The sequence below is a fragment of the Streptomyces sp. NBC_00299 genome (genome assembly GCF_036173045.1).
Classification (GTDB): domain Bacteria; phylum Actinomycetota; class Actinomycetes; order Streptomycetales; family Streptomycetaceae; genus Streptomyces; species Streptomyces machairae.
Window position 1 is genome coordinate 1,163,560 of sequence record NZ_CP108039.1, and the last position, 24,214, is coordinate 1,187,773.

A 24,214-nucleotide genomic window follows, 5' to 3' on the forward strand; every position below is an offset into this window, starting at 1 on the left:
TCCCCGGCGGTACGCCGCGCCCTGAGACGGGTACCCCTATCCGTGTGGCCCTGAGCGGCCCGGACGGCATGAGCGGATCAGGTGGTGCCGATGGTCGGCGACACGGACGACGACATCCAGACCCGGCGGCGCGGTGGAAGCGGCCATCGGGCGGTGCCCCACCCGGACGACGTACGGATCGAGGCCTGGGGCGTCAGCCGCGAGCGCTGCCTGGTGGAGGCGGCGCTGGGCATGGTGGAGTGCTTCGCCGACGTGACGGCGGTGCGGCCCACCTCCATGGAACGGGTGCGGCTCGCCGAGGAGGACGACGAACGGCTGCTGAGCGCCCTGCTCGACGAGGTCGCCCTCCGGCTGGACGCGGACGGCCGGGTGCCCGTCGACCTGGAGGCCGCCACCTCGGACGGCGCCCTCGACGTACGGCTCGCACTCGCCGACCTGGCGGACGTACAGGCCACCGGCGCCTCCCCGAAGGGCGTCTCCTGGCACGGGCTGCACATCGGGCCGGATCCGTACGGGTGGTCGTGCGCGGTGACCGTGGACGTGTGAGGGCGCGCCGCCCGCAGGAAGGGCAGGCCCCTCGTCACCGCCGTACCCCCCGTACGGTGGAGACATGAGCGGCGGCACGGTGACGCTGTTCGTCTGCGGTGACGTGATGCTCGGACGCGGCGTCGACCAGATCCTGGCCCGGCCCGGCGACCCGGCGCTGCGGGAGGGGTACGTCACGGACGCCCGCTCCTACGTGAGCATGGCGGAGGCGGTGAACGGACCGATCCCGGCGCCCGTCGACCCGTCGTGGCCGTGGGGCGAGGCGCTGGGGCTGCTGGAGTCGGGCGGTCCGGACGTGCGGATCGTCAATCTGGAGACGTCGGTGACGTGCAGCGACACGTTCGAGCCCGGAAAGGCGGTCCACTACCGCATGCATCCCGCCAACCTGCCGGCCCTCACCGTCGCCCGGCCCGACGTGTGCGTCCTGTCCAACAACCACGTGCTCGACTTCGGCGGCGCGGGCCTGGAGGAGACTCTCGACGTGCTCCATGGAGCGGGTCTGCGCACGGCCGGCGCGGGGCGCAGCGCCGAGGAGGCGTACGCGCCCGTGGCACTCCCGCTCCCCCACGGCGGACGCGTGCTCGTCTTCGCCCTCGGCGCCGGCAGCAGCGGCGTCCCCGCGGCCTGGGCGGCGACTGCGGACCGGCCCGGCGTCGCCCACGTTCCCGCGTTGTCGCCGACCGCGGCCGCAGAAGCGGTACGGCACATACGGCAGGTGAAGCGGGCCGACGACCTCGTGGTCGTGTCCGTGCACTGGGGATCCAACTGGGGCTACGCCGTCCCGCGGGACCAGCGCCGTTTCGCGCACGCCCTGGTGGACGGCGGGGCCGATGTCGTCCACGGTCACTCCTCGCACCATCCCCGCCCCGTCGAGGTGCACCGCGGCCGGCTGATCCTGCACGGTTGCGGCGACTTCATCGACGACTGCGAGGGCATCCCGGGCTACGAGCAGTACCGCGACGACCTGCGCCTCGCCTGCTTCGTGACGGTGGCGGCGGACACGGGCGAACTCGTCGGGCTGCGCATGGTGCCGCTGCTCGCCCGCCGCATGCGCCTGGAGGCCGCCCCGCCCGAGGACCGCACGTGGCTGCACGCCACCCTCGACGGCATCAGTCACGGCGTCCACCTCGCCCTCGAGGCGGACGGCGCGCTCACCCTGACGAAGCCCGTCACCCGAGCCGCCCGCTGAACGGCCCGCTCCGTCCGACGCTCACTCGCCGCCCAGTGCTTCCAGCACATCGGCGTCGGTCAGCTGGCCGAAATCCTCGTACCACTCTCCGACCGAGCTGAACAGTCCTGGCTGGTGCAGGCAGACGAAGTCGTCGACCTCCCGGCGCAGTTCCTCGGCCGCCTCGGGTGCGCAGACCGGCACGGCAAGCACCAGATGCTCGGGGTGCCGGGCCCGTAGGGCGCGCAGGGCGACGCGTGCGGTTGAGCCGGTCGCGACTCCGTCGTCGACGACGACGGCCGTACGGCCACGCAGCTCGGGAGCCGGACGGCCCTGCCGATAGCGCTCCTCGCGCCGCCGCAGCTCGTGCCGTTCCCGCTCCACCACCGGCGCCAGGTCGGCCTCGTTCAACCCGAGCCGCAGCAGCGTCTGCTCGTCGAAGAGCGGAGGCCCGTCGCCCGCGAGCGCGCCGACCCCGAACTCCTCGTGGAACGGGGCGCCGATCTTGCGTACGACGAGCACGTCCAGCGGGGCCTGCAGCGCCCGGGAGATCTCCCGGGCGACCGCGACGCCGCCGCGTGGCAGCGCGAGGACCACGGGATGCGGAAGGAGGCCCTTGTCCTGCCGGACACGCAGCTGCTCGGCCAGCTCACGCCCGGCCTCCGCGCGGTCACGGAACTGCATGGGCTTCCCCTTCCGTCCGTCGCCGCGTACCCCGCCCATCCGTGTCGGACACCCCGTCGGCTTCGGGCCCTACTGGATGCTCCAGCCGACGCTGCCGACGCCGGAGCTGTAGATCGCGCAGACGCCCGACGACTCGCCGTACTGGCCCGGCGCCAGCGTCACCCACTGGCCGGAGACGTCCGGGGCCCAGCCGCAGACGACCTCGGCGCGGAAGGTGACGGTGCGGTCGGTGTTGTTCTTGCAGCCCGCGATGCCGTGGTCCGGGTTGTTGTTGTGCACCCAGCCGTCGCAGTCGACGGTGCCCGCCACGGCGGCGGCATCGCCGGCCGGGGCGGCCTGGGCCGGGGCGGCCGATGCGCCGACGGTGAGGGCCAGGGCGGAAACGGTGGTGGCGAGGCCGGCCGCGAAGATGCTCGTCCTGCGGTTCATGTGGTCCCCCGTGAGGTAGTGGTCCCGTTCGGACCTGCTGCCTTCAGTCAAGGTCAGCGGCGCTCCGACGGGAACCTCAGACCTCCGAGGGTGGGGCCGGTCCCGCGTTCACCCGTTTGCCGTGTCGGACGTGTCGGACGTGTCGGTGCCGTTCCAGTCGTACGGCCCGCCGCCGCGCCACTCGATCAGGTCGGGGTCGTCGACGGCCCGGTCCTCGCCGGGGAGGCCGGCGCGGTGCACCAGGTCCATGACGTCGAACAGGCTGTATGCGGTGCCGGTCGGCTCGCCGCGGATCGTCACCTGACGCCCGCCGTCCGACGCCGGCGGCTGCACCACCACGGGGGGACGCGTGCTCATGCCACCACCATGCGCTCTGCGCGCCGGAAACGCAGCCCGGCCGTCACCGTTTGTAGAGCCCGATGAGTGTTCCGCTGGCGAGCTGCTGCTCGTCGAACACCCGGTGGGCCTCCACGGCCGAGGCCGCCTCCGGGACGGAAACGGGGCCCGGGAGGGCGTACAGGCGGAAGAAGTACCGGTGCGCGTCATCGCCCACCGGGGGCAGGGGGCCGCCCCACCCCGATTCTCCGTAGCCGTTCGTGTGCGGGTGGCTGCCGGGGGTCGTTCCGCCGGCCGGCAGTCCGTCCGCGTGCGGATCGATACCGGTGACCAGCCAGTGCACGAAGGTCCCCGACGGGGCGTCCGGGTCCTCGCACAGCAGGGCCAGCTCCGCCGCCTCGTCGGGTACTCCGGACCAGGCCAGCGGCGGGGAGAGGTTCTCCCCTTCCAGGGCGTACCGCCGCGGGATCATCGCGTGGTGGTCGAACGCGGAGCTCTTGAGTTCGATGTCGGTCATGTGCGCCGCAGTACCCGTCGTCACGCGGACCACACGCGGCACCCGTTCGGGTGTGCTGGGCACAGGCCCGCCGGGTGCCGCGCCGGTCAGTTCGTCGGGACGGCGGGCCCGGAACTCCTCGTCACCTCTCGCCAGGGGCGGGCCGTTCGATGGCGCCACAATCCGCCGAGGCGGTGGCAGACGGCGGCGGGCGGGATGAGGACGCTGGTCACGAGCATCGTGTCGACCTCGTACCGGGTCCGGGGCCCGGGAGCGATCCGTTTCCAGGCGAAACGGGCGGTGCCGAGGGTCCAGGCACCTGCCGCGAGGCCTGCGGCCGCGGGCCTTCGGGCCGCGAGGAGGGCGCAGGCGGCGACGCCCGCCGAGGTGACCGCCGCATGGGCGCGGATACGGCCGCGCGGCGACGCCGTCTTGTACCACCAGTCGGGGCCGTGCAGCCGGACCATGAGCGCGTCGTCGGCGTTGCCGCGCTCGTCGTGCAGGGAGTCCCACCGGTCGGCGGGACGGACGGGGTGGCGGGTGGTGCGCCGGCCTCGCCGGATGCCCCAGCCGGCGTCCAGGACGCGCAGGGCGAGGTCGGTGTCCTCGTGCTGCGCGTGCCGGAAGCGTTCGTCGAAGCCGCCGACCTCCCTGAGGACGTCGGCGCGGTAGGCCATGTCGGAGGTGATCCACCGGGCCGTGGCCAGGCCCGCGGTGCGGCGCTCACAGTCGGTGGGGCGGCGCCCGCCGGGCAGCGGCACCGTGATCACGCCCTGGACGCCCGCCGTGGTCGACGGCGCCTCGGCCAGGTCCCGCACCACCTGCTCGCACCAGTGCGGTCCCACCTGCACGTCGTCGTCGAGGAAGACGACCCAGTCAGCGGTACGCACGCCCCGCAGACCGGCGTTGCGCGCGACCGCCGGGCCGTGTCCGCCGCTGCGCACCACCGTGGTGCGGGCCCGCAGGTCGCCGAGCACGTCGAGCGGATGGCCCAGGTCACCGTGGTCCGGCCCGCGACGGTCGTCGACGAGGACGATCTCGTCCGGCGGCGCTCCGGTCGCGGCGGCGAGCGCGCCCAGGCAGTCCGCGAGGGTGTCGCGCAACCGGGTCGGCACGACCACGGCGTAGGAGAGCGGTGGCGCCGTGGTGTCCGTACCGTCCCCCACCCGGCTCGGCCTGGTCATACGACGGTCCTCCTCTGTCGGCATCGGTCGCGTCCCCCGGCTACGGCAGCGGCGTTCCGCCCGTGGCGTTGAGGATCTCGGCGGTGACGAAGCTGGCTTCCTGGGAGGCGAGATAGACGTACGCCGGGGCCAGTTCGGCGGGTTGTGCCGGGCGGCCCAGCGGGCTCTGCTTTCCGAACTCGACCGTGTCGGGCATCGTCGCGGGGATCAGCGGCGTCCACACCGGCCCCGGTGCGACCGCGTTCACCCGGATGCCCCGGTCGACGACCATCTGGGCCAGCCCCTGGGTGAAGGTCACGATCGCGCCCTTCGTCATCGCGTAGTCCAGCAGATGCGGACTCGGCTTGTAGGCCTGCACCGAGGTCGAGTTGATGACGCTGCCGCCTTCGGGCATGTGCGGCAGCGCGAACTTCGTCAGCCAGAACATGCCGTAGAGGTTGGTGCGCATGACCCGGTCGAACTGCTCGGTGGTGATCGCCTCGATGCCGTCCGGCTGGGACATCTGGTAGGCGGCGTTGTTCACCAGGATGTCGATGCGCCCGAACTCCGCGACGGCGCGCTCGATCAGGGTCCGGCAGTTGTCCTCGTCCCGGATGTCGCAGGGGACGGCGACCGCCTTGCGGCCGGCGTCCTCGACGAGCCGGGACGTCTCGCGTGCCTCGTCCGCCTCCTCCTGGAGGTGGGTGATCAGCACGTCGGCGCCCTCCCGGGCGAAGGCCAGCGCCACCGCCCGTCCGATGCCGGAGTCGCCGCCGGTGACGACGGTCTTGCGGCCGTCCAGCCGGCCGCTGCCGCGATAGCTCTCCTCACCGTGATCGGGCGGCGGGTCCATCGGCCCCGTCCACCCGGGATGGGGCTGGTCCTGTGCGGGGAATTCGGGCTGCGGGTGCTGGGTGGCCGGGTTCTGCCGGCTGTACTGCGGATCGGTCACGACGGCCTCCTGACCGCTGGCGGGCACGGACGACTGGCCGGGTTCCCGCCTCGCAGCTGCCGAAAAGCGAGGTCAGCCGGTCAGCCGTCTTCCCGGTCCAGGAGCGCCTTGACGCCGTGGGCCGTCAGCGCGAGCTGCTCGGGGGTGCCCGCGTCGATCACGAGGGAGAGGTTGTCGGAGGGCCAGCCGTGGGCGAGGGCACCGAGTTGCACGCTGCGGTGCCGGTGCATCCGGGGCAGGGCCTGCTCCATGCGTTCCTGGGTGGTGAAGACCGGCACCAGTTCGGTCCCGTCCTCCTGTTCGAACACCGGAAGCGTCAGTGCCTTGGGGGCCGGCCCCTCCGCGTCCGCAGCCGCCGGTACCAGTACCTCGCTGTGGGCCAGCGTGCTCAGCGCCGCCTCGTCCACGCCATTCTCGACGACCGTGCGCAGAGCCTGCTGTGCCGCGAAGGCACCGCTCTCGAAGTGGGGGTCAGTCATGGTCCATCCCCTTGCCGTGTCGTGCCCGTCCGTCCGGTACGCGCCGCATGATCCGCGTACCCGCTCCGCCGTCCCTCATGTGTTCGCCCGCCTCATGTGCGCATCGTCGTCCCGGCCGTCCTCCGGACGCTCGCACTCCCTCCCGGACGCCGGCGCACTCCTCCCCGGCGCTCATGTCGCGGACCGTGCGTCGTTTCACGGACCGCCGCGCCGGGCACCCGGCGACCGCGCCGAGCGCGAGGGAGGTGCGCCGTGCCGTTCCGTGACCGTACCCACGCCGGACAGGAACTCGCCCTGCGGCTGGTCGAGTGGGCCGACTCCGGTGATCTGATCGATCCGCTCGTGCTGGCCCTGCCGGCCGGTGGCGTGCCGGTCGCGGTCGAGGTGGCCCGTGCTCTGCACGCCCCGCTGGACGTGCTCGTGGCCCGCGAGATCAGCACACCGATCCGGCCGGAGACGCCGATCGGGGCGATCGTCGCCGACGATCCGCCGCTGTACGACCGGCAGAGTCTGGCCATGATGCATCTGTCCGAGGACCGGCTCGGCGATGTCGTCGCCCGCGAGCGCAACGAGTTGCACCGCCTCGAGTACGTCTACCGCGGCCGCCACCCGCTCCCGTCCGTCGACGGCCGCACGATCGTCCTCGTCGACGACGGCCTGGCCACCGGCCTCACCGCCACGGCGGCTCTGCACTTCCTGCGCCACCACCGCCCTGCCCGCCTGGTCCTGGCCGTCCCCGTCGGCAGCCCGCGAACCCTGACCGCCCTGCGAACCCAGTACGACGACCTCGTGTGCCTGGAGCAGCCGGCGTCCCTGCACGCGGTCGGCGAGTGGTACGAGGACTTCGGCCGGCTCTCGGAGACAGAGGTCGCGGACATGCTGCACAGGTTCCGCGCCACGGTGTGACGCACCCTGGCGTGACGTCACTCCGGGTCGATCGGCGATTCCGGGTCGATCAGCGCAAGCCCCAGTTCAGGCCGGTGGATCTTCGCCAGGGCAGCCGGGCTGTCGCGGACGATCACCTCCAGGGTCGGCCACACCCGGCCCTCCAGCAGATGGCCGCCGCGCGTCGTGCCGTCCGACAGGCCCAGTACGGCGTGCAGGTGTGCGGTGGGTCCGTCCTCGCCGACGGCGATGTCCCCCAGAAGGGACAGGACCTCGCACTGCTCGTCGACCCCGATGCGGCGATAGTCCTTCGCAGCCCGGTCGAACCACCCCACGACGGCCCGTGAGAAGGCCCCCACGGCCGTCACCTGGGACGCCCCGAGCCCCTGCTCCCGGGCGAAGCCGGTGATCTCGGCGAGGGCGTCCTCGCCAGGAGCCAGCACCATGACGTACACCGACGCCGGAGAGGCATCCACCTGTTGCCACTTCATGCGCCTCGGGTACCCGCATCGCGCTGTGCCACCACGCGGCGCACGCGAGCGCGCCGTGACAGGGTGGTGCCATGACCATGGACGTCCGCCCGGCATCGGACTTCGAGGCCGTCCGCGCGGTGCTGGGCCCGAAGTCACCCGCGGCAAACGTGTGTTGGTGCCTGAGCTACCGGATCCCGTCCAAGCTCAACAACGAGCTGCGAGGGCCGGCCCGCGGTGAGTACGTCGCGGAGTTGTGCCGCGCCGATCCTCCTCCCGGAGTGATCGCCTACGACGGTGACGAGCCGGTCGGCTGGGCCGCGGTGGCACCGCGCTCGGCCACGTCCTTCGCGCGCAACCGCAAGATCCCGCACGTCGACGACCTGCCGGTCTGGTCGCTGTGGTGCATCCGTGTCCGCCCCGGCCACCGCAAGCAGGGGATCACGCACGCCCTGATCGCCGGCGCGGTCGAGTTCGCCCGAGACCGGGGCGCCCCGGTGATCGAGGCGTACCCCCTCGACAACGGTGACGCGAGGGTCGACCTGACGATGGCGTACGCCGGCATCCGGAAGAACTTCGAACGTGCCGGCTTCGTCCACGCCGCCGACACGACCTCCGTGCTGGCCGGTCACCCCCGCATCCTGATGCGGCTCGACCTGCGCTGACGCGACGGCCCCCGCGGGGCTCAGTGCACGGAGAACCCGCCGTCGACGAAGATCGCCTGCCCGGTGACGTAGGCGGAGGCGCCGCTCGCGAGGAACACCGCCGCGCCGGCGAAGTCCTCGGCCAGGCCGTTGCGTCCGACCATCGTGCGCGCCGCGAGCGCCGCCACCTTCTCGGGGTCGGACGACAGGCGAGTGTTGAGCGGCGTCATCACGAACCCCGGCACGAGCGTGTTGCAGGTGACGCCGTAGGGCGACCAGGCCTCGGCCTGGGATCGGGCCAGCGACTCCAGCGCCCCCTTGGACACGCCGTAGGCGCCGCTCTGGACGAACGCCCGGTGGGCCTGCTGGGAGGTGATGTGGATGATCCGCCCGAAGCCCCGCTCGGCCATGCCGGGCCCGAAGCGCTGCCCCAGCAGGTGGGGCGCGTTCAGGTTCACGGCCATCGTGGTGTCCCACACGTCCTCGCCCAGCTCGCCCATCGGCGGCCGCAGATTGATCCCGGCGCAGTTGACGAGGATGTCGGGCTCACCGAATGCCCCGACCGCCTCCTCGGCAGCCGCCCGCACACCGTCGCGCGTGCCCAGATCGGCGCTCACCCGGGCCGCCCGGCAGCCTTGGGCCTCCAACTCGCTGACCGTCGCGGCCAGTTCGGCCTCCCTGCGTGCCACGACCACGACACTCGCGCCCGCGCGGGCGAGGGCCTCGGCAATGGCCCGGCCGATGCCGGAACTGCCACCGGTCACCACGGCGACCCGGCCTTCCAGGGAGAACAGTTCGGAGAGGTATGCCTGCGACGTCATGCCCGCACCCTAGGCGGCCTGCTCGGCGGGACAGCTCTCGGGGGCGTCGTCGTCACGGCGTCTGCGGGATGCCGTGGCAGCGGCCGTCCTTTCCGTTGTGCCGCCCTTCGTGTGAGCCCGCCGGGTGCGGGCACTCGGAGTCCGCGGCGCGTCCGACCGGACCGCCGCCCGATTCTGGAGGTGGAGAGCAATGGGTCATGGTGGGAACGTCATCGACGAGCTGGTGACCGATCACCGCGAGGTCGAGGAGTTCTTCGGCCGGATCGAGGCGCTTCCGTCCGGTGACAAGGACCGCAAGGTGTACGCCGACCAGGCCACGATCGAGCTGGTGCGGCATTCGGTGGCCGAGGAGATCTATCTGTACCCGGCCGTGCGTGAGCATGTGGCGGGCGGGGATGCCATCGTCGACCGGGAGATCGACGACCACTCCCGGGCCGAGCGGCTCATGAAGGACCTGGAGGGATGCGACGCCGGTGACCCCGACTTCGACCGGCTCATCGGGATGCTGATGACCGAGGTCCGCTCGCATCTGGCCGACGAGGAGCAGAACCTCTTCCCGAGGCTGCGCGCGGCGTGCTCCCCGGAGACGCTGGACCAGCTGGGCGACAAGGTGCGTCAGGCGAAGAAGGTGGCGCCGACCCGCCCCCACCCGTCCGCCCCGGACACGCCGCCGGCGAACAAGCTGCTGGCTCCGGGGACCGGCCTGGTCGACCGGCTGCGCGACGCGCTGTCGGGACGCGGCAAGAAGGACTGACCCGTACTTCCCCCAGGCGGCAACCCGGCTCTGGACTCGGCGGCCGCCCGGGCGAGAACAGGGCATGCAGGGGCGCGCTCGGGCGAGCACGGCTCAGACACGACGCACGCTCGGGCGCTGCACCGCTCAGGCACGCACGCTCGGGCCAGAACACTGAGGCACGGGCGCGCTCCGGCAAGAGCAGCTCAGGCGGGGGCGCTCAGCCGAAGGCTCAGGCGATGAGCGCCCGGCCCGGGTCGAGGCGCGCGTGGAGGGCGGGGCGGTGGAGCGCGGCCACCGGGTCGAGGAGGTCCGGGTGGCGCAGCAGTGCCGCTGCCTGGCGGTCCTGCGTGTCCGGGGCCACCAGGCGGCGGAATTCGACCGGCACGCCGGTCGCGTGAGTGCCCTCGGCGATCTCGGTGACCGCCAGCCGGGCCAGGTCGGTGTCGGTGAGCAGGCAGGCCGCCCAGCTCGCCACCACCTCGTCCACCCAGGTGCGCCAGGCGAAGTCGTCCGCGTGGTCCGGCGTGGCGGTGTCTGCGCCGGTGATCCAGTCCAGGCCGGCCGACCCGCCGGGCCCGGCCATCGCGACGAGGGCGGCGTCCGTCGGCGTCGGGTAGCGCAGCCATGCCGCCGCAGTGACGGCCTGGCGGGCCTGCACCTCGCCGAGGGCGGCGGCGAGCGCGCCACCGCATGCGGGGTAGGAACACGTCAGCCATTGGGTGGTCGCCGCGATGAGCGGGGAGAGATCTGCGAGCACTGCAGGGCCGTCCGAGGTACTGGCGGGAACGGGGATCCCTCACACGGTAGCCCGGCGATCCGGGCGTCCGACATGTCCTTCGCCTCGTGCACGACGTGGCCTCGCCCACACCGGGGCGGTGCGCAGGAGCGGGGCGCAGGGGCGCCGAAACGGCGGGCTCAGCCCGCCCTGCCGCCCGACGCGCCGGCCGTCGACCGGTCGGGCCGCGCGAGGTGGTAGACGTGAAACGCCCGGCCGATGACCGGCTGGGCGACGTTGCGCACCTTCACGCCCCCGCTGGTCATGCCGTGCTCGGTGCCGAGGTGGGCGTGCCCGTGCACCGCGAGGTCGGCGCCCGCCGTGTCGATGGCCTCCGCCAGCAGATAGCTGCCAAGGAACGGATAGATCTCGGGAGGCTCCCCCGCCAGTGTGTCCGGCACCGGCGAGAAGTGGGTCAGGGCGATGCGTACGTCGCAGTCCTGCCCCTGCAGCTCCTCCAGGGAAGCCCGCAGGCTGTCCGCGCTGCGCCGCGAGTAGCGGACGAACTCCTTCATGATCGGCTCGCCGAACTCGCCCGCGCAGCGGCCTACGAACCCGCCGCCGAACCCCTTCGTACCGGCCACGCCGATCCGCGCGGAGCCGTTCTCCACCACGGCGGCCCGGCCCTCCAGGACCCGCGCGCCCGCGTCCTGGAGCACGGCGGTGACCTCCTCCGGGCAGTCGGCATGATGGTCGTGGTTGCCCAGGACCGCGACCACGGGAACGGCCAGGTCCTTGATCTCCCGTGCGACGACCTGGGCCTCCTCGGGGGTGCCGTGCCTGGTGAGGTCCCCGGCGAGCAGCAGGACGTCGGCGCTCTCCTGCAGGGTCTCGAACGAGGGCCGCAGCACGCCCTGGCTCTCGGGGCCCATGTGGATGTCCCCGACGGCCGCGATCCGGATCATTCGACCTCCTCGGCGTGGTCGGGCGCGGCGCTGTCCGCGACCACGATGTCGCAGTGCACCGGGTGTCCCACCAATTCCGCGCGGGCGGTGCGCAGGACGTCGTCGCGGTACCGGGCGGACGGCACGGTGCCGGTCAGCAGGATCGCCTCGCCGCGGATCTCGATACGCACCCCCAGCTCGCCGAGGGGCCCGGCGGCCAGGTGGTCCGTCAGATGGGCCACGAGGTAGTCCAGGTTCTGCGCGCCGCCCGGGCCCTGGGCCGGCTCGGTGCCGGGGCGGCTCATCGGGGCTGCTCCCTTGGGGCGATCACGTTGAGGCGCTCCAGGAGGAAGAAGAACGCGGCCGGCATCGGCTCGTCCCCGCAGGAGCCGCGTACGTCCTCCCAGTCGACCTTCTCGCGCAGGGCGCGGGCGGCGGCGAGCACCGGCCCGAAGTCGCAGTAGTGCTCCGAGAAGGCCTCGATCAGCCCGCGCATCAAGTCGGTCGGCGCGAGGACGGGCATGTGCACCGAGTCGACCGGGACGTCCTGCGCGCGGGCCAGCACGTCCGTGGTGACCGGGCGGTGTGCCATCTCGAAGAGGAAGTCGATCTCCTGTCCGAGGCACGTCGTCTTCATCAGCCAGTCCTCGGGCGGCGTACGGACCGCGAGGCCCGCCTCGGCGAGTGTGTCCGCGACCGCGTCGGCGTCCGCGCGCAGCACGCAGAAGTCGGCGTCGTGCTGCAGATGACCGCTCCCGCCGTGGGCGTACACCGCCACGCTGCCGGCCAGGGCGAATCTGTGCCCCTTGCGCTTCAGCAGCGCACCCACCTGTTTGGCCGCCTCCAGGATCGCCTGGCTGCGGTCGTGGGGCAGCTCCTGGCTGTTCAGCGAACGCGATCCGCCCGGCGCCGGCTCACCCGGGCTGTTCCCGACCGGGCGCAGCTCGGCAAGATCGGGTCGCGGGGCCGGTGTCACGCTCTGCTGGTTCTGCGTCATGCCCACTCCGTTCGCCGCACGGAGGTCCGGTACGAGCCCGGGGCGGGCTCGGTAAGGGAACCGAGTACCCGGCGCCGGGGTTTCGATACGGCAGGGTCACGCCGCGGTGTAGCCGAGCTGTCGCCTCATGTAGGGCGTCATGAGCGTCTTTGCCTTGGCCAGCGTGGTGGTGCGGCCGCCGAGGACCGCCGTCTCGCCGCCCGGCACGGGCAGCATCGTCACTCCGTCGGCCGGGCCGAACGGGACGATGAGCGGGGTGCGGTGGACCGCACGGTAGGAGCGGGGCTCCTTGCGGTGCTTGCCGGCGCTGTTCAGATAGGCGCGGATGTTGTGTGCGGCCAGGTCGGCCTGGGCGAGCGCGGCCGGGGTGATCTTGACCTCGGTGGCGTCGTTCACGTCGCCGACCGCGAACACGTCCAGCCACCCCTGCACCCGGAGCGCCTGGTCGACCTTCACGTGGCCCGTTCCGGTCAGCCAGCTCCCGAGCCCGGCCAGCCGCAGCCAGAGCGTGTTGGGCGTGGTACCGGTCGCCCAGAAGGAGCGGTCGGCCTCGAGGACGTTGCCGCGGGCGTCGCGGTAGGTGTCGAAGTCGGTGCCGGGGGACATGAAGGAGTCCAGCCACACGTCCACGCCGTGGGACTCCAGCCAGGCCCGCGCCTTGCGTCCGGCCCGCGCACTGCCTGTCGCGTGCAGCAGCTCCGGCCCGGAGTGGGCGAGCGTGACGCGGGCGTCCGGCCGGGCGAGGCGGATCTCGGCGCTGAGCTCGACCCCGGAGGGCCCGCCGCCGACGACCAGGACGTGCTCGGCCGCGGCGATGTGCTGCTGATGGGCGACGAGGGACTTCACCGCTTCCTCGGTGGTGGTGCCGGTGAAGCGGGCCGGTTCGGGGTAGTCGGCGCCGGTGGCGATCACCAGCACGTCGTACGGGAGCCGCTCCCCCGTCGCGAGCGTGACATGCCGCTCGGCGGTGTCGATGCGGACCGCCTTGCCCACGGCGACCCGGCCGTTGCGCAGCAGCCGGTCGTACGGGATGAAGGGGCTGTGCGACCACTCCGGACGCACCCCGGCCCGCAGGGCCGCGATGCGGTGAAAGAAGACCTCCTTGCGGTCCACGAGCGTGACCCGCGCCGTCGCGTCCAGTCGCTTCGCCAGACGGACGCCGGCATAGCCGCCGCCGATCACCACTACGTCGCCATCAAGCACGCCGCGTCTCCTTCTTCCTCTGCGGCGAGCCTAGCGATTGAAACTTAAATAATTGATGGAGACGGGTGCGCGTTCTGTGAAAGGTGCGGCTGGTGGTGCAGCAGTACACGAACACGGCGTCCAGCCCGACCCCTGCGGGCCGGCCTGGACGCCGTGTTTCGGTATGGATCAGACGGATCAGACGAGGTCGAACCGGTCCAGGTCCATGACCTTGGCCCACGCCGCGACGAAGTCGTTCACGAACTTCTCCTTCGCGTCGTCGCTCGCGTAGACCTCCGCGAGCGCGCGCAGCTCGGAGTTCGAGCCGAAGACGAGGTCGGCACGGGTGCCGGTCCACTTGACGGCGCCCGAGGCGTCACGGCCCTCGAAGGTCGTCTGGTCGCCGGAGGTCGACTTCCACGTCGTGCCCAGGTCGAGCAGGTTGACGAAGAAGTCGTTGGTCAGCACGCCCGGGGTGTCCGTGAACACGCCGTGCGAGGACTGCCCCTGGTTGGCGCCCAGGACACGCAGACCACCGACGAGGGCGGTCATCTGCGGCGCGCTCAGGGTGAGCAGGTTGGCGCGGTCCAGCAGCAGGTACTCGGCCGGCAGGCGGTTGCCCTTGCCGAGGTAGTTGCGGAAGCCGTCGGAGGACGGCTCCAGCGCGGCGAACGACTCGGGGTCGGTGTGCTCCTCGGTCGCGTCCACGCGGCCCGGCGTGAAGGGGACCTCCACGTCGAAGCCGGCGTCCTTGGCGGCCTTCTCGACCGCGGCGGCGCCGCCGAGGACGATCAGGTCGGCCAGGGAGACCTTCTTGGCACCGGAGTTGAACTCCGACTGGACGCCCTCCAGGACGCGCAGGACCTGCGCGAGCTGGTCGGGGTCGTTGACCTCCCAGCCGTTCTGCGGCTGCAGACGGATACGGGCGCCGTTGGCACCGCCGCGCTTGTCGCTGCCGCGGAACGTCGAGGCCGACGCCCACGCGGTGGAGACCAGCTGCGAGACGGTCAGGCCCGACTCCAGGAGCTTGGCCTTGAGCGCCGCGGCGTCCGCGGCGTCGATGGCCTCGCCCTCGGCCTGCGGCAGCGGGTCCTGCCACAGCATCGTCTCCGCCGGGACCTCCGGGCCGAGGTACAGGGACTTCGGGCCCAGGTCACGGTGGGTCAGCTTGTACCAGGCGCGGGCGAAGGCGTCCGCGAACTCGGCCGGGTTCTCGTGGAAGCGCTTCGAGATCGGGCCGTAGATCGGGTCGAAGCGCAGCGAGAGGTCGGTGGTGAGCATCGTCGGCAGCTTCTTGGAGTCGCTGTGGGCGTCGGGGATGATCGCCTCGGCGTCCTTGGCCACCCACTGGTTGGCGCCGGCCGGGGACTGGGTCAGCTCCCACTCGTAGCCGAAGAGGATGTCGAAGAAGTCGTTGGACCACTGGGTGGGCTTGGTGGTCCAGGTGACCTCCAGACCGGAGGTGATGGCGTCGCCGCCCTTGCCGGAGGCGTAGGTGGACTTCCAGCCCAGGCCCTGCTCCTCCATGGAGGCGGCCTCGGGGTCGTTGCCGACCGCGTCGGCCGGGCCGGCGCCGTGGGTCTTGCCGAAGGTGTGACCACCGGCGATGAGGGCGACGGTCTCCTCGTCGTTCATCGCCATGCGGCGGAACGTCTCGCGGATGTCGCGGGCAGCGGCGATCGGGTCCGGGTTGCCGTTCGGGCCCTCGGGGTTGACGTAGATGAGGCCCATCTGGACGGCGCCGAGCGGGTTCTCCAGCTCGCGGTCGCCGGTGTAGCGCTGGTCGTCGAGCCAGGTGGTCTCGGGACCCCAGTACACGTCCTCGTCGGCCTCCCAGACGTCGGCGCGACCGCCGGCGAAGCCGAACGTCTCGAAGCCCATCGTCTCCAGCGCGACGTTGCCCGTGAGGATCATGAGGTCGGCCCAGGAGATGGACTGGCCGTACTTCTTCTTGACCGGCCACAGCAGACGGCGGGCCTTGTCCAGGTTGCCGTTGTCCGGCCAGCTGTTCAGCGGGGCGAAGCGCTGCTGACCGCGGCCGCCACCGCCACGGCCGTCGCTGATGCGGTAGGTGCCGGCGCTGTGCCAGGCCATACGGATCATCAGCGGGCCGTAGTTGCCGAAGTCGGCGGGCCACCAGTCCTGCGAGGTGGTGAGCACCTCGGCGATGTCACGTTTCACGGCCGCCAGGTCGAGGGCCTGGAACGCCTCGGCGTAGTCGAACTCCGCACCGAGCGGGTTGGCGACGACCGGGTCCTTGGCAAGGATCTTCAGGTTGAGCCGCTCCGGCCACCACTGGCGGTTGCCGCCGCCCTGGGTGGGGTGCGCGGCGCGATCATGCGCGACGGGGCAGCCGCCTCCGGTGCCCTCCGTCTTCGCGTCGGTGACGATCGCATCGGGGTTCTCAGCCATGGGAAACCTTCCGAACTAGGTGGATCACAGTGCTCGGGGTGCACTGCGGGCGGTGGAGCAGTCGGGGCACAGGCCCCAGTAGATGACCTCGGCCTCGTCGATCGTGAAGCCGTGGTCGTTTGACGCGGTCAGACAGGGCGCCTCGCCGACCTCGCAGTCGACATCGGCGACGACACCGCATGATCGGCACACGATGTGGTGGTGGTTGTCGCCGACACGCCCCTCGAACCGGGCCGGGCTGCCGGCCGGTTCGATACGGCGAATGAGTCCCGCCGCCGTGAGGGCGTGGAGGCCCTCGTACACGGCTTGCAGGGAGACATGACCTACGCGATCACGAACCCCGGAGGCGATGGCCTCGACACCGAGGTGGTCACCGGCCCGGACGGCCTCCAGCAGCGCGACACGCGCCGCCGTCACACGCAGGCCGGCACCGCGGAGCTCCTCGGCAGGGGTCGGAGTCTGGGATGCGGTCATGACGCCAAGCTACCGCGCTAAACACGAATGATTCAAGAAAACGAATGATGAAACTTTGGCGCGCCGCCCCGGGGCACCCGCACACGACCCCATGCACCTCCCAAAGCGCGAAAAATCATCTTTTCTGACATTGAGTCATGCCTTTTTGTCAAGGCCTTCATTGGTCGTAACCCCACCTGTACTCGATGGAGGTACAACGCATGCTCGGCAGACATACCGCGGCGGGTCGCCGCGTGGCCCTCACCGCTCTCGGCGCCCTCGCCCTCACCGGAGCCACCTCGGCCGCGGCGGCCGAGCCACCCCCGGCAGTGCCCGCGTCCACCGCCGCGCAGACGCTCGGTGCCGACCGGCCGCCGGCCGCGCTGCTGCGGGCCCTGGAGCGGGACCTCAAGCTGAAGCCGGGGCAGGCGGCCGAGCGGCTGGTCAACGAGGCCGAGGCGGGCGTCCGCGCAGGTCGCCTCCGCAATTCCCTGGGCGATCGCTTCGCGGGGGCCTGGCTGCGGGGGGCGACCGCGGCCGAGCTCACCGTCGCCACCACCCACGCAGGCGACGTGTCCGCCATTCAGGCGCAGGGCGCGAAGGCCGCGGTCGTCAAGCGGCCGCTGAGCGAGCTGCGAGCCGTCAAGCAGAAGCTGGACGCCGCCTCCGCCCGGGTCAAGACGCGCGACACGCCGGTCTGGTACGTCGACGTGCCGACGAACCGGGTCGTCGTGCAGGCGACCAAGCGATCGGCCGCCACCGCCTTCATCAAGGCCGCCGGCGTCCGGGGCAAGGGCGTCGGCGTACGCGTGTCGGAGCACCGGCCGCGGCTCTTCGCGGACGTCGTCGGCGGCGAGGCCTACTACATCAACGGCTCCGCCCGCTGCTCCGTCGGGTTCTCCGTCACCAAGGGCACCCAGCAGGGCTTCGCCTCGGCGGGCCACTGCGGCAGCGCGGAGGACGAGACCACCGGCTCCAACATGGACGAACAGGGCACGTTCCAGGCCTCCACGTTCCCCGGCAAGGACATGTCCTGGGTCGCCGTGAACAGCGACTGGAAGGCCACGGCCGACGTGAAGGGCGAGGGCGGCCAGCGCACCCAGGTCACCGGCTCGGTCCAGGCGCTCGTCGGGGCGTCGATCTGCCGCTCCGGCTCCACCACCGGATGGCACTGCGGCACCATCGAGCAGCACGACACGAGTGTCAGCTACTCCGAGGGCACCGTCGACGGCGTGACCGAGACGACCGTGTGCGCCGAGCCGGGCGACTCCGGCGGCCCGTACATGTCGGGCTCCCAGGCACAGGGCGTGACCTCGGGCGGCTCGGGCAACTGCACGTCCGGCGGGACCACCTTCTACCAGCCGATCAACCCGATCCTCAACGACTTCGGCCTCGTCCTGAAGACCGCGTCCGCCCAGAAGGGCGTTCCCGCTCCGCAGGACAACGGGGCGGCCGACACCTGGGCCGCGGGCCGCGTCTACGAGGCCGGCACCACGGTGACCGTCGCGGGCGTGCGCTACCAGTGCCTGCAGACCCACCAGGCCCAGGGCAGGTGGTCACCGGTGGCCACTCCGGCCCTGTGGCAGAAGATGTAGGCGGTCCAAGGAGTCGTACGGCTTCCGGTGCGGGGCACCGTCCCCGCACCGTCCGCTCCCGGCCCCGCCCCCCCTCGCTACTCCCCCACTAGTCCTCTAGTCCTCTAGTCCTCGGCCAGGAACCCGTACGCGGTGGTGACGAAGGGGTCGTGGGCGCGGAAGCGGCGGGTGCACATCGCGGCGAGGGCCGTTCCCGTGTCGGGCCTGAAGCCCAGGAAGGCCTGCTGGCCGAGGGTGGCTCCGCTGTGGAAGTACATCGGTCCGCCGTCCGTGGGGTGCCGGAACCACGCCACCGTGTGCACGTGCCGGTCCCCCCAGCCGCGCCGCAGTACGGGCGTGCGCACCGCCCGCAGTGCGTCGGCCGGCGGGAAACCGTCCGGGGCGAGGTGCGCCTCGAGGAACGTGAGCAGGTCGTGCGGCGTCGCGCGGACGGCGCCGGCGGCCTCGAAGCCGCCCGCGTCGAAGGCGAGGGTCGGCGTGCGCCCGTCCTTGCCGTGCCCGACGGCGTCGGCCTTCGGGTCCTCCGCCCGCAGGGCCGTGCCGCTCAGGCCGAGAGGACGCAGTACGTGCGTGGCGAGCAGGTCCTCCCACGCCGTACCGGACACCGCCGAGAGGGCGTGGCCGAGGACGGCGACGCCGAAGTTGGAGTAGTGCCACCGGGTGCCGGGCCGGTGCCGCGGGCGGTACCGCAGGAAGGCGTCCGTGACCCGCTCGGCCGGATAGCGGCCGTAGGGGTTGGTACGCCAGGCGGGCAGCGCCCGGCGGTAGAAGTCGGCCGGCAGGGCGGGGAGCCCGGCGGTGTGCGTGATGAGGTGGGCCAGCGTCACCGGGTCCGCGCCGGTCCGCCGGCCGGGGTCCAGGCAGGCGGCGGCCGGTTCGCCCCCGGTCAGCAGGCCGCGCCGGACGAGCTGGGCCAGCAGCAGGCCGGTGAACGTCTTCGAGGCCGAACCGATCTCGTAGCGCAGGTCCTGCCGGGGGACCGGCGGGGGCGGGGCCGTCCCGGCGCAGTGCAGCGTGCGGCGGCCGTGCCGGGACACCGCGAAGACGACGTCGGGGGCGTCGACGGCATCGGCGGCGCTCTCCAGGCGCTCGCGCAGGGTGTCGTCGTCGCCGGGACCGCCGTCCGCTGGGGGCTCGTCCACGTCGTCGGCGATGCCCGGCCAGGGCGTGGACCGGCCGGTCATGAGGTGGCGTGCGTCAGCTCGGACAGGGCGCGGGAGGTGGCCAGCACGGAGGCGAAGGCGGCGACCAGCGTCGGGTGGTAGATCATGTCGAACAGATCGTCCGGCTCGCCCTCCGGCATGTCCCGTACGGCCGGCATGGCGCCGTCGGCCTGCTGTGCGGCGGCGAAGCCCTCCCAGCCCCGTTCGTCCAGGGTGGGGCGGGGCAGGCAGGCGTCGACGACGAGGAGTTCGCCGAGCAGGTCCCAGCGCTCGAGGTCCAGCCAGTCGTCGATCCAGACCGGCAGCCACATGGCGAGGTAGTCGGCGATGTCCGGCGGCAGACCGTCGGGGTGCTCTCCCCAGTCGGTGAGGTGGAACACCGTGTGGGTGAGGTCGTAGGCGATGTGCCCGCTGACCGTCCAGGGTTCGGGCCTGTTGCCCAGCCAGGTGGAGCCGACGATGTCCGCCTCGGGCATGCGGGGCGTGAGGCCGAAGCGGCGCTGGAACGCGGACAGTCCGAGGCGTCGGGTCGGGTCCAGTTCGAGGGCCGACCAGCTGTTGAGCCGCTGGTAGAGGACGGTCGCACGCTCCACCTCGGGTTCGCTGTACCCGAGTTCCTTGTACGGCAGGTACACCTCGAACGGGATCGGCGAGAGCGGCTCGATGCGCTGGCCGCGCACCAGCATGCGACCGCCGTCCAGGGTGTGCCGCCAGGTGTGGTCGAGGAGCTTGCGCGCCAGTTCGGCCTGGCGTGAGCCGGCCACGCCCTCGCGGAACAGCACCCGGCAGATCAGGGCCAGTTCGCCGACCGGTTTGAAGCGCTCCAGGAACCCCACTTCGGGGTCGACGTCGGGTTCCAGGCGGAAGCCGTCGCGATGGGCCCACAGCCACTCCAGGGCGCGTACGCCGACGGTGTGCATCAGACGGGTGTCGGTCATCCGGGCACTCCTTGTCCCCCGTACCGGTTCCGCACGCTTTCCGCGTGCGGTGCGGCGCCGTCGTCATCGGCCTCGCCGCTCAGGCACTTGACGGTCTGTGCAGCCGCGAAGGCGGCCATCAGCGTGGAGTGGTAGCAGTGCAGGAAGTCCGGCTCCGGATCCGCTCCCCCTTCACCTTCTGGGGCCTGTTGCGGCAGTGCGCCCGAGTCGTACTGCGCCCGCGCGATCCGGGTCCAGGCGTGTTCGAGCGTCGCCGGGTCGGGCGGGCACGGGAGGCTCGCGGCGACGACCAGCAACTCGCAGCTCAGGTCCCACATCCCGGCGTCCAGGCAGGTGTCGAGCCAGGCCGGCAGCCAGTGCGCCAGGTAGCCGGCCAGGTCGGCGGGGACGCCCGCGGGGAGGCGGCCCCAGTCGGTGAGGTGGAAGACGACGTGGGTGAGCGCGTACCCCGAGGAGCGCTCGAACGTCCATGGCTCCGCGAGCCCGCCCAGCCAGGTGCTCCGCAGCACCGGCTCGGCCTGTTCCTTCCGGTGGATGCCGCTGCGCCGTTCGGCCTTCAGGACGCCGAGCCGGCGGGTCGGCTCCTGCTCGGTGAGCCGCCAGCCACGGGTGCGGGCCGTCGTCGCGGCGGCTGCCTCGTACCCGGCATGCCGCAGTCCGGCCGCGGCGAAGACGGAGTAGACCTCCAGCGGGTAGGTCGCGAAGGGCTCCCACCGCTGGAGGCGCAGAAACAGTTCCCCCTGCCCGGTCTGCTGCCAGGCGAAGCGCAACAGGTCCGCGGCGTACGCGTGCAGCGGGTCCCACGCCGGGGTGTGCGCGCGCACGCTCGAACAGGTCTGGGCGAGTTCCCCGAGCGGCTTCCAGGTGGCGTCGACATGGCCGTCGGCGCTGAGCGCGTCCTCGCCCAGCGCGAAGTCCTCGCGGTGGGCGGACAGCCAGGCGAACGCGGCGGCTCCGACGTCCCGGATCTCATCGACGCCCATGGCTGTCACGGTCGTCGTATCGGTCATACGAGTGCTCCGGCGGCCCGCATGACCCGAGCCGCCTGGACCTGGAGGGCCACCCTGGGGTCCTTGCCGCCCATCAGTTCCACGAAGTCCAGGCCCGCTTCGAGGCCGAGCGTGTCCGGTACCCCCTCGATCAGGGTCAGCCAGCGTCCCGCTCCGGCGGCCTGCTGCCAGTCCCTGCGGCGCACCGCACGTACGAAGCCGCGGGCCACGTCGACCGGGCGCCCGCGGGCCACGCGGACCGCGGCGCTGTCCTCGCCGGGCACCGCGAGAGGGGCCAGGACCGCGAGTTGGTGCGTCAGCACCTGCCAGGTCGCCGCGTCGAGCCAGGCGGCGTCGGGTTCTGTGTCCCCGTCCCCGGCGGATGCGCCGGTCAGAGGTGCGTCGAGGCGCAGCAGGGTGCGGCGCATCGCCCAGTGGCTCCAATGGACGGTGGGTGCCGCGTCGGCGCGCGGCGGGAAGGCCTCCACCGTCTGCCGGAAAACCGTGAGTACGTCCGAGGCGGGCGGAGTCGGGAACAGTACGTGCGGCAGCAAGAGGTCTGCTCCCACCACGCGTACGGCCGCGAGGGCGAACTGTCCCTCGGGGTCGTCGACTGCCCTTGTGCCGGACATGCGCACGTGGTCTCCGCCCCGGAGGGCGGAGACCACGTCGGACGCAATGTCCTGCACAGCGCCCTGCAAGAGGGCCGAAGTGCCTGACTGGTCCATTCAGCTACTCCCGTTCGTCCGCTCAGCCCTTCTTGGGGCGAGGGGTCGGCGGGGACAGCAGCAGCTTGGTGTCCGCGGAGAGCAGCGCCAGGGCGGCGCACTCACGGCTGTCGCGGAAGACGCCGTCGGACTCGGCAGGGTCAAGTGCCGCTTCCAGGTCGGTCCGGACACCCGTGATCTCTTCGATCGCCTTGTCAATGGAAGGCATATCACCATCTCCTCTGGGGTCAGCCATAGCCTCCATGACCCAGAGCACCACACAGTCACATAGCGCGCATCTTTTCCCAGAAGGCAACATAAGTACCTTCTTCAACATTTCCACCATGCGCACCGACCGCACCTCGAACTCCCTTGCCGCGACACGCAGTTGAGTCTCAATGAAGGTGAGACGCAGCTCACATACCTCGTCCTGTCACATGTTCCGCGTTACTCCGGTCAGTAGGGCGTACCCCGCTGCAAGACAAGGAGATCCCGTGGAATCGCGTGTCAACTACTTCGGCAACGCCCTGGCAGGCAAGGTCCTGAAGCACATCAACTCGGCCGGCAAGGTGGTGGCGGACTCGACCCTGCCTGCCGCCATCCAGGAGCTGGTGAAGATCCGCGCAAGCCAGATCAACGGCTGCGGCTTCTGCACGGACATGCATATCAAGGATGCGGCCCACGCCGGCGAGACCGCGCAGCGCCTGCACCTGGTCGCGGTCTGGCGGGAGGCGACGGTGTTCACGGAGGCCGAGCGCGCCGCCCTGGAAGTGGCGGAGCAGGGCACCCGTATCGCCGATGCCGCGGGCGGTGTCTCCGACGAGGCATGGGCCAACGCCGCCAAGCACTTCGACGAGGACCAACTCGTGGCCCTGATCTCCCTCCTCGGGGTCATCAACGCCTACAACCGCATCAACGTCATCAACCAGCAGCCCGCCGGGGACTACCAGCCCGGCCAGTTCGGCTGACCGGTCATGACGCGGGCCGGGCTGCCGTCGCGGATCGAGCCGTTGCCGGTCCCGTGCACCGCGGTGGCCGCCCGCCCGGGCGGGACATCGACCTCTTCCCTGGTGGAGGCCAGGCTGTGAGCACCATCGCGTTCCTCAACATCGGCATGCACGGGCACGTCAATCCGACGCTGCCGGTCGTGGCCGAGCTGGTCCGGCGCGGCCACACCGTCACGTACCACACCTCGCCCGCGTTCCGAGCGGAGATCGAGGCCACCGGCGCGACCGTGCACCTCTACCCCGGAGGCGAACTGCCGCCGCCCGATCCGCCGACGCCGGTCACGCTGCTGGAGTCCCTCGCGGGCACCACCGTCCGGCTGCTGCCCGCCGTGCTCGACGACCTGCGCCGCGACCGGCCCGACCTGATCGTCCACGACAGTTCCTGTCCGTGGGGCGCGGTGGCCGCACGTGAACTCGACGTACCGGCGGCGTCGTCGTTCACCACGTTCGCCTTCAACCGGCAGGTCCCGAGTCCCACCCGCGGGTCGTGGCAGCTGTTGGCAGCGGCACGGAGGCAACCGGGCAGCGTGCAGGGCTACCTGCGCTCCCGCCGGGAGTTGCATCGCCGCTTCGACGCGCGCGGGCTGCCGCCGCTCGACCTGCTGAACATCCGTCAGCCGCTCAACCTGGTCTACACGTCACGGGCGTTCCAGCCCGCCGTCGAGCACTTCGACCAGTCGTACCGTTTCGTCGGCCCGAGCATCGGCGCCCGCCCGGTCGACCCGTCGTTCGAGGCCGACCGGCTCCAGGACCCGGTGCTGTACGCCTCCCTCGGCACGGTGTTCAACACCGACCCGAAGCTGCTGCGCACCTTCGCCACCGCACTCGCCCCGCTGGGCGGCACCGTGATCGTCTCCACCGGGCAGACCGATCCCGACGCACTGGGCCCGTTGCCGGCCAATGTCCTCCCCCGGCGTTTCGTCCCTCAGCCGAAGGTGCTGGCCCGGGCGGCACTGTTCGTCACCCATGGCGGCATGAACAGCGTCAACGAGGCCATGTACGCCGCGGTCCCGATGCTGGTGGTCCCGCAGGGCGCCGACCAGCCGATGATCGCCCGTCGCGTCGCAGAGCTCGGCGCGGGCCTGTCGCTGCGTACCCAGGACGTCGCCAAGGGCTCGGTGCGTGCCCTCGCCCGGCGCCTGCTGCACGAGCCCGCGTTCCGGGCGGCCGCGACGACCCTCAGGACCGCCCAGCGCGACGCCGGCGGACATCGACGGGCCGCCGACGAACTGGAGCGGTACGTGCATACGGCCGGCTCGGTGCGCCGGCCGGTCCCCGCCGACCCGTCACAGCGAGGTTGAGC

At 71.9% G+C, this 24,214-nt stretch carries 29 protein-coding genes; 8 read left to right on the forward strand and 21 right to left on the reverse strand.

Translation table 11 applies throughout. The features are described 5' to 3' along the window. The first annotated feature begins 90 nt into the window (after positions 1–90). Both OHT51_RS04960 and OHT51_RS04965 read left to right on the forward strand, forming a co-directional pair. The gene (locus OHT51_RS04960; RefSeq protein ID WP_328877646.1) at positions 91–546 is read left to right on the forward strand and encodes an archease; all 456 of its coding nucleotides are present in this window, start codon (positions 91–93) and stop codon (positions 544–546) included. A 64-nt stretch (positions 547–610) separates the two neighbouring features. After that, positions 611–1,735: a CapA family protein gene (locus tag OHT51_RS04965; protein ID WP_328877647.1), complete on the forward strand. Its 1,125-nt coding sequence runs from the start codon at positions 611–613 to the stop codon at positions 1,733–1,735. Positions 1,736–1,756: 21 nt separating this feature from the next. Here OHT51_RS04965 and OHT51_RS04970 read toward each other — a convergent pair whose 3' ends face one another. From OHT51_RS04970 to OHT51_RS05000, 7 genes are all read right to left on the reverse strand, one after another. Further along, complete coding sequence (locus OHT51_RS04970; protein ID WP_328877648.1) at positions 1,757–2,398, reverse strand: phosphoribosyltransferase; 642 nt, start codon at positions 2,396–2,398, stop codon at positions 1,757–1,759. Between the two features lie 69 nt (positions 2,399–2,467). Further along, the gene (locus OHT51_RS04975) at positions 2,468–2,827 is read right to left on the reverse strand and encodes a hypothetical protein (protein ID WP_328877649.1); all 360 of its coding nucleotides are present in this window, start codon (positions 2,825–2,827) and stop codon (positions 2,468–2,470) included. A gap of 108 nt (positions 2,828–2,935) precedes the next feature. Further along, entirely contained in the window at positions 2,936–3,184 is a 249-nt protein-coding gene (locus OHT51_RS04980) for a hypothetical protein (protein WP_328877650.1), read from the reverse strand. Positions 3,185–3,227: 43 nt separating this feature from the next. Then, positions 3,228–3,680, reverse strand: coding sequence for a YbhB/YbcL family Raf kinase inhibitor-like protein (locus OHT51_RS04985; protein ID WP_328877651.1), 453 nt, complete (start codon positions 3,678–3,680; stop codon positions 3,228–3,230). Between the two features lie 86 nt (positions 3,681–3,766). Then, complete coding sequence (locus OHT51_RS04990) at positions 3,767–4,843, reverse strand: glycosyltransferase family 2 protein (protein ID WP_328877652.1); 1,077 nt, start codon at positions 4,841–4,843, stop codon at positions 3,767–3,769. Between the two features lie 40 nt (positions 4,844–4,883). Further along, complete coding sequence (locus OHT51_RS04995) at positions 4,884–5,774, reverse strand: SDR family oxidoreductase (protein ID WP_328877653.1); 891 nt, start codon at positions 5,772–5,774, stop codon at positions 4,884–4,886. 80 nt (positions 5,775–5,854) lie between these two features. Further along, positions 5,855–6,253, reverse strand: a complete 399-nt coding sequence (locus OHT51_RS05000) for an SseB family protein (protein WP_328877654.1) — start codon at positions 6,251–6,253, stop codon at positions 5,855–5,857. 252 nt (positions 6,254–6,505) lie between these two features. Between OHT51_RS05000 and OHT51_RS05005 the strand changes: the two genes are divergently transcribed. After that, positions 6,506–7,159: a phosphoribosyltransferase gene (locus OHT51_RS05005; protein WP_328877655.1), complete on the forward strand. Its 654-nt coding sequence runs from the start codon at positions 6,506–6,508 to the stop codon at positions 7,157–7,159. Between the two features lie 17 nt (positions 7,160–7,176). On the opposite strand, the gene OHT51_RS05010 is transcribed toward OHT51_RS05005, so the two are convergent. Further along, positions 7,177–7,629, reverse strand: coding sequence for a PPC domain-containing DNA-binding protein (locus OHT51_RS05010; protein WP_328877656.1), 453 nt, complete (start codon positions 7,627–7,629; stop codon positions 7,177–7,179). A gap of 71 nt (positions 7,630–7,700) precedes the next feature. Here OHT51_RS05010 and OHT51_RS05015 point away from each other — a divergent pair, with 71 nt between their 5' ends. Then, the gene (locus tag OHT51_RS05015) at positions 7,701–8,273 is read left to right on the forward strand and encodes a GNAT family N-acetyltransferase (RefSeq protein ID WP_328877657.1); all 573 of its coding nucleotides are present in this window, start codon (positions 7,701–7,703) and stop codon (positions 8,271–8,273) included. 20 nt (positions 8,274–8,293) lie between these two features. Here the strand turns inward: OHT51_RS05015 and OHT51_RS05020 are convergent, their stop codons facing one another. Next, positions 8,294–9,073 (reverse strand): SDR family NAD(P)-dependent oxidoreductase, encoded by a 780-nt coding sequence (locus OHT51_RS05020; protein WP_328877658.1) that lies wholly within the window; start codon positions 9,071–9,073, stop codon positions 8,294–8,296. 190 nt (positions 9,074–9,263) lie between these two features. On the opposite strand from OHT51_RS05020, the gene OHT51_RS05025 reads away from it, so the two are divergent. After that, positions 9,264–9,827 (forward strand): hemerythrin domain-containing protein, encoded by a 564-nt coding sequence (locus tag OHT51_RS05025; protein WP_328877659.1) that lies wholly within the window; start codon positions 9,264–9,266, stop codon positions 9,825–9,827. A 211-nt stretch (positions 9,828–10,038) separates the two neighbouring features. Here the strand turns inward: OHT51_RS05025 and OHT51_RS05030 are convergent, their stop codons facing one another. The 7 genes from OHT51_RS05030 to OHT51_RS05060 form a co-directional block, all read right to left on the reverse strand. After that, positions 10,039–10,566 carry a hypothetical protein gene (locus OHT51_RS05030; protein ID WP_328877660.1) on the reverse strand — a complete coding sequence of 176 codons (528 nt, stop codon included), beginning with the start codon at positions 10,564–10,566 and terminating at the stop codon, positions 10,039–10,041. 158 nt (positions 10,567–10,724) lie between these two features. Further along, complete coding sequence (locus OHT51_RS05035) at positions 10,725–11,489, reverse strand: metallophosphoesterase family protein (RefSeq protein ID WP_328877661.1); 765 nt, start codon at positions 11,487–11,489, stop codon at positions 10,725–10,727. Beyond that, entirely contained in the window at positions 11,486–11,773 is a 288-nt protein-coding gene (locus tag OHT51_RS05040) for a hypothetical protein (protein ID WP_328877662.1), read from the reverse strand. The genes OHT51_RS05035 and OHT51_RS05040 overlap by 4 nt, the downstream gene beginning before the upstream one ends. Continuing rightward, positions 11,770–12,465, reverse strand: a complete 696-nt coding sequence (locus tag OHT51_RS05045) for a hypothetical protein (protein ID WP_328877663.1) — start codon at positions 12,463–12,465, stop codon at positions 11,770–11,772. The genes OHT51_RS05040 and OHT51_RS05045 overlap by 4 nt, the downstream gene beginning before the upstream one ends. Before the next feature lie 96 nt (positions 12,466–12,561). Continuing rightward, positions 12,562–13,668 (reverse strand): NAD(P)/FAD-dependent oxidoreductase, encoded by a 1,107-nt coding sequence (locus OHT51_RS05050; RefSeq protein WP_328877664.1) that lies wholly within the window; start codon positions 13,666–13,668, stop codon positions 12,562–12,564. Between the two features lie 177 nt (positions 13,669–13,845). Continuing rightward, positions 13,846–16,059 carry a catalase/peroxidase HPI gene (katG, locus tag OHT51_RS05055; protein ID WP_328877665.1) on the reverse strand — a complete coding sequence of 738 codons (2,214 nt, stop codon included), beginning with the start codon at positions 16,057–16,059 and terminating at the stop codon, positions 13,846–13,848. 24 nt (positions 16,060–16,083) lie between these two features. Next, complete coding sequence (locus OHT51_RS05060) at positions 16,084–16,533, reverse strand: Fur family transcriptional regulator (protein WP_328877666.1); 450 nt, start codon at positions 16,531–16,533, stop codon at positions 16,084–16,086. Between the two features lie 200 nt (positions 16,534–16,733). Between OHT51_RS05060 and OHT51_RS05065 the strand changes: the two genes are divergently transcribed. After that, on the forward strand, positions 16,734–18,107 hold the full coding sequence (locus OHT51_RS05065) for an alpha-lytic protease prodomain-containing protein (protein WP_328877667.1): 1,374 nt from the start codon (positions 16,734–16,736) through the stop codon (positions 18,105–18,107). Between the two features lie 104 nt (positions 18,108–18,211). Here OHT51_RS05065 and OHT51_RS05070 read toward each other — a convergent pair whose 3' ends face one another. Genes OHT51_RS05070 through OHT51_RS05090 form a run of 5 tightly spaced genes read right to left on the reverse strand, consistent with a single transcriptional unit; the run spans position 18,212 to position 22,133 of the window. Next, positions 18,212–19,291 carry a serine hydrolase domain-containing protein gene (locus OHT51_RS05070; protein WP_328877668.1) on the reverse strand — a complete coding sequence of 360 codons (1,080 nt, stop codon included), beginning with the start codon at positions 19,289–19,291 and terminating at the stop codon, positions 18,212–18,214. Continuing rightward, positions 19,288–20,208, reverse strand: coding sequence for a DUF6895 family protein (locus OHT51_RS05075; protein WP_328877669.1), 921 nt, complete (start codon positions 20,206–20,208; stop codon positions 19,288–19,290). Before OHT51_RS05075 ends, OHT51_RS05070 begins: the two co-directional genes overlap by 4 nt. After that, positions 20,205–21,218 (reverse strand): DUF6895 family protein, encoded by a 1,014-nt coding sequence (locus OHT51_RS05080; RefSeq protein ID WP_328877670.1) that lies wholly within the window; start codon positions 21,216–21,218, stop codon positions 20,205–20,207. The genes OHT51_RS05075 and OHT51_RS05080 overlap by 4 nt, the downstream gene beginning before the upstream one ends. Beyond that, complete coding sequence (locus OHT51_RS05085) at positions 21,215–21,925, reverse strand: hypothetical protein (protein ID WP_328877671.1); 711 nt, start codon at positions 21,923–21,925, stop codon at positions 21,215–21,217. Before OHT51_RS05085 ends, OHT51_RS05080 begins: the two co-directional genes overlap by 4 nt. Positions 21,926–21,947: 22 nt before the next feature. Continuing rightward, positions 21,948–22,133 carry a hypothetical protein gene (locus tag OHT51_RS05090; RefSeq protein WP_328877672.1) on the reverse strand — a complete coding sequence of 62 codons (186 nt, stop codon included), beginning with the start codon at positions 22,131–22,133 and terminating at the stop codon, positions 21,948–21,950. A 265-nt stretch (positions 22,134–22,398) separates the two neighbouring features. On the opposite strand from OHT51_RS05090, the gene OHT51_RS05095 reads away from it, so the two are divergent. Both OHT51_RS05095 and OHT51_RS05100 read left to right on the forward strand, forming a co-directional pair. Beyond that, complete coding sequence (locus tag OHT51_RS05095) at positions 22,399–22,872, forward strand: carboxymuconolactone decarboxylase family protein (protein ID WP_328877673.1); 474 nt, start codon at positions 22,399–22,401, stop codon at positions 22,870–22,872. Between the two features lie 116 nt (positions 22,873–22,988). After that, positions 22,989–24,212 carry a macrolide family glycosyltransferase gene (locus tag OHT51_RS05100; protein ID WP_328877674.1) on the forward strand — a complete coding sequence of 408 codons (1,224 nt, stop codon included), beginning with the start codon at positions 22,989–22,991 and terminating at the stop codon, positions 24,210–24,212. Positions 24,213–24,214: the final 2 nt, after the last annotated feature.

What these genes read in the sequence shown, in the direction of transcription:
- OHT51_RS04970 (WP_328877648.1), bottom strand. Translation starts at nt 2,398, where the DNA reads ATGCAGTTCCGTGACCGCGCGGAGGCCGGGCGTGAGCTGGCCGAGCAG.
- OHT51_RS05015 (WP_328877657.1), top strand. Translation starts at nt 7,701, where the DNA reads ATGACCATGGACGTCCGCCCGGCATCGGACTTCGAGGCCGTCCGCGCG.
- OHT51_RS05010 (WP_328877656.1), bottom strand. Translation starts at nt 7,629, where the DNA reads ATGAAGTGGCAACAGGTGGATGCCTCTCCGGCGTCGGTGTACGTCATG.
- OHT51_RS05070 (WP_328877668.1), bottom strand. Translation starts at nt 19,291, where the DNA reads ATGACCGGCCGGTCCACGCCCTGGCCGGGCATCGCCGACGACGTGGAC.
- OHT51_RS05090 (WP_328877672.1), bottom strand. Translation starts at nt 22,133, where the DNA reads ATGCCTTCCATTGACAAGGCGATCGAAGAGATCACGGGTGTCCGGACC.
- OHT51_RS04965 (WP_328877647.1), top strand. Translation starts at nt 611, where the DNA reads ATGAGCGGCGGCACGGTGACGCTGTTCGTCTGCGGTGACGTGATGCTC.
- OHT51_RS04985 (WP_328877651.1), bottom strand. Translation starts at nt 3,680, where the DNA reads ATGACCGACATCGAACTCAAGAGCTCCGCGTTCGACCACCACGCGATG.
- OHT51_RS04975 (WP_328877649.1), bottom strand. Translation starts at nt 2,827, where the DNA reads ATGAACCGCAGGACGAGCATCTTCGCGGCCGGCCTCGCCACCACCGTT.
- OHT51_RS05020 (WP_328877658.1), bottom strand. Translation starts at nt 9,073, where the DNA reads ATGACGTCGCAGGCATACCTCTCCGAACTGTTCTCCCTGGAAGGCCGG.
- OHT51_RS04980 (WP_328877650.1), bottom strand. Translation starts at nt 3,184, where the DNA reads ATGAGCACGCGTCCCCCCGTGGTGGTGCAGCCGCCGGCGTCGGACGGC.
- katG (WP_328877665.1), bottom strand. Translation starts at nt 16,059, where the DNA reads ATGGCTGAGAACCCCGATGCGATCGTCACCGACGCGAAGACGGAGGGC.
- OHT51_RS05060 (WP_328877666.1), bottom strand. Translation starts at nt 16,533, where the DNA reads ATGACCGCATCCCAGACTCCGACCCCTGCCGAGGAGCTCCGCGGTGCC.
- OHT51_RS05025 (WP_328877659.1), top strand. Translation starts at nt 9,264, where the DNA reads ATGGGTCATGGTGGGAACGTCATCGACGAGCTGGTGACCGATCACCGC.
- OHT51_RS05085 (WP_328877671.1), bottom strand. Translation starts at nt 21,925, where the DNA reads ATGGACCAGTCAGGCACTTCGGCCCTCTTGCAGGGCGCTGTGCAGGAC.
- OHT51_RS05075 (WP_328877669.1), bottom strand. Translation starts at nt 20,208, where the DNA reads ATGACCGACACCCGTCTGATGCACACCGTCGGCGTACGCGCCCTGGAG.
- OHT51_RS05080 (WP_328877670.1), bottom strand. Translation starts at nt 21,218, where the DNA reads ATGACCGATACGACGACCGTGACAGCCATGGGCGTCGATGAGATCCGG.
- OHT51_RS05040 (WP_328877662.1), bottom strand. Translation starts at nt 11,773, where the DNA reads ATGAGCCGCCCCGGCACCGAGCCGGCCCAGGGCCCGGGCGGCGCGCAG.
- OHT51_RS04960 (WP_328877646.1), top strand. Translation starts at nt 91, where the DNA reads ATGGTCGGCGACACGGACGACGACATCCAGACCCGGCGGCGCGGTGGA.
- OHT51_RS05000 (WP_328877654.1), bottom strand. Translation starts at nt 6,253, where the DNA reads ATGACTGACCCCCACTTCGAGAGCGGTGCCTTCGCGGCACAGCAGGCT.
- OHT51_RS05065 (WP_328877667.1), top strand. Translation starts at nt 16,734, where the DNA reads ATGCTCGGCAGACATACCGCGGCGGGTCGCCGCGTGGCCCTCACCGCT.
- OHT51_RS05035 (WP_328877661.1), bottom strand. Translation starts at nt 11,489, where the DNA reads ATGATCCGGATCGCGGCCGTCGGGGACATCCACATGGGCCCCGAGAGC.
- OHT51_RS04990 (WP_328877652.1), bottom strand. Translation starts at nt 4,843, where the DNA reads ATGACCAGGCCGAGCCGGGTGGGGGACGGTACGGACACCACGGCGCCA.
- OHT51_RS05045 (WP_328877663.1), bottom strand. Translation starts at nt 12,465, where the DNA reads ATGACGCAGAACCAGCAGAGCGTGACACCGGCCCCGCGACCCGATCTT.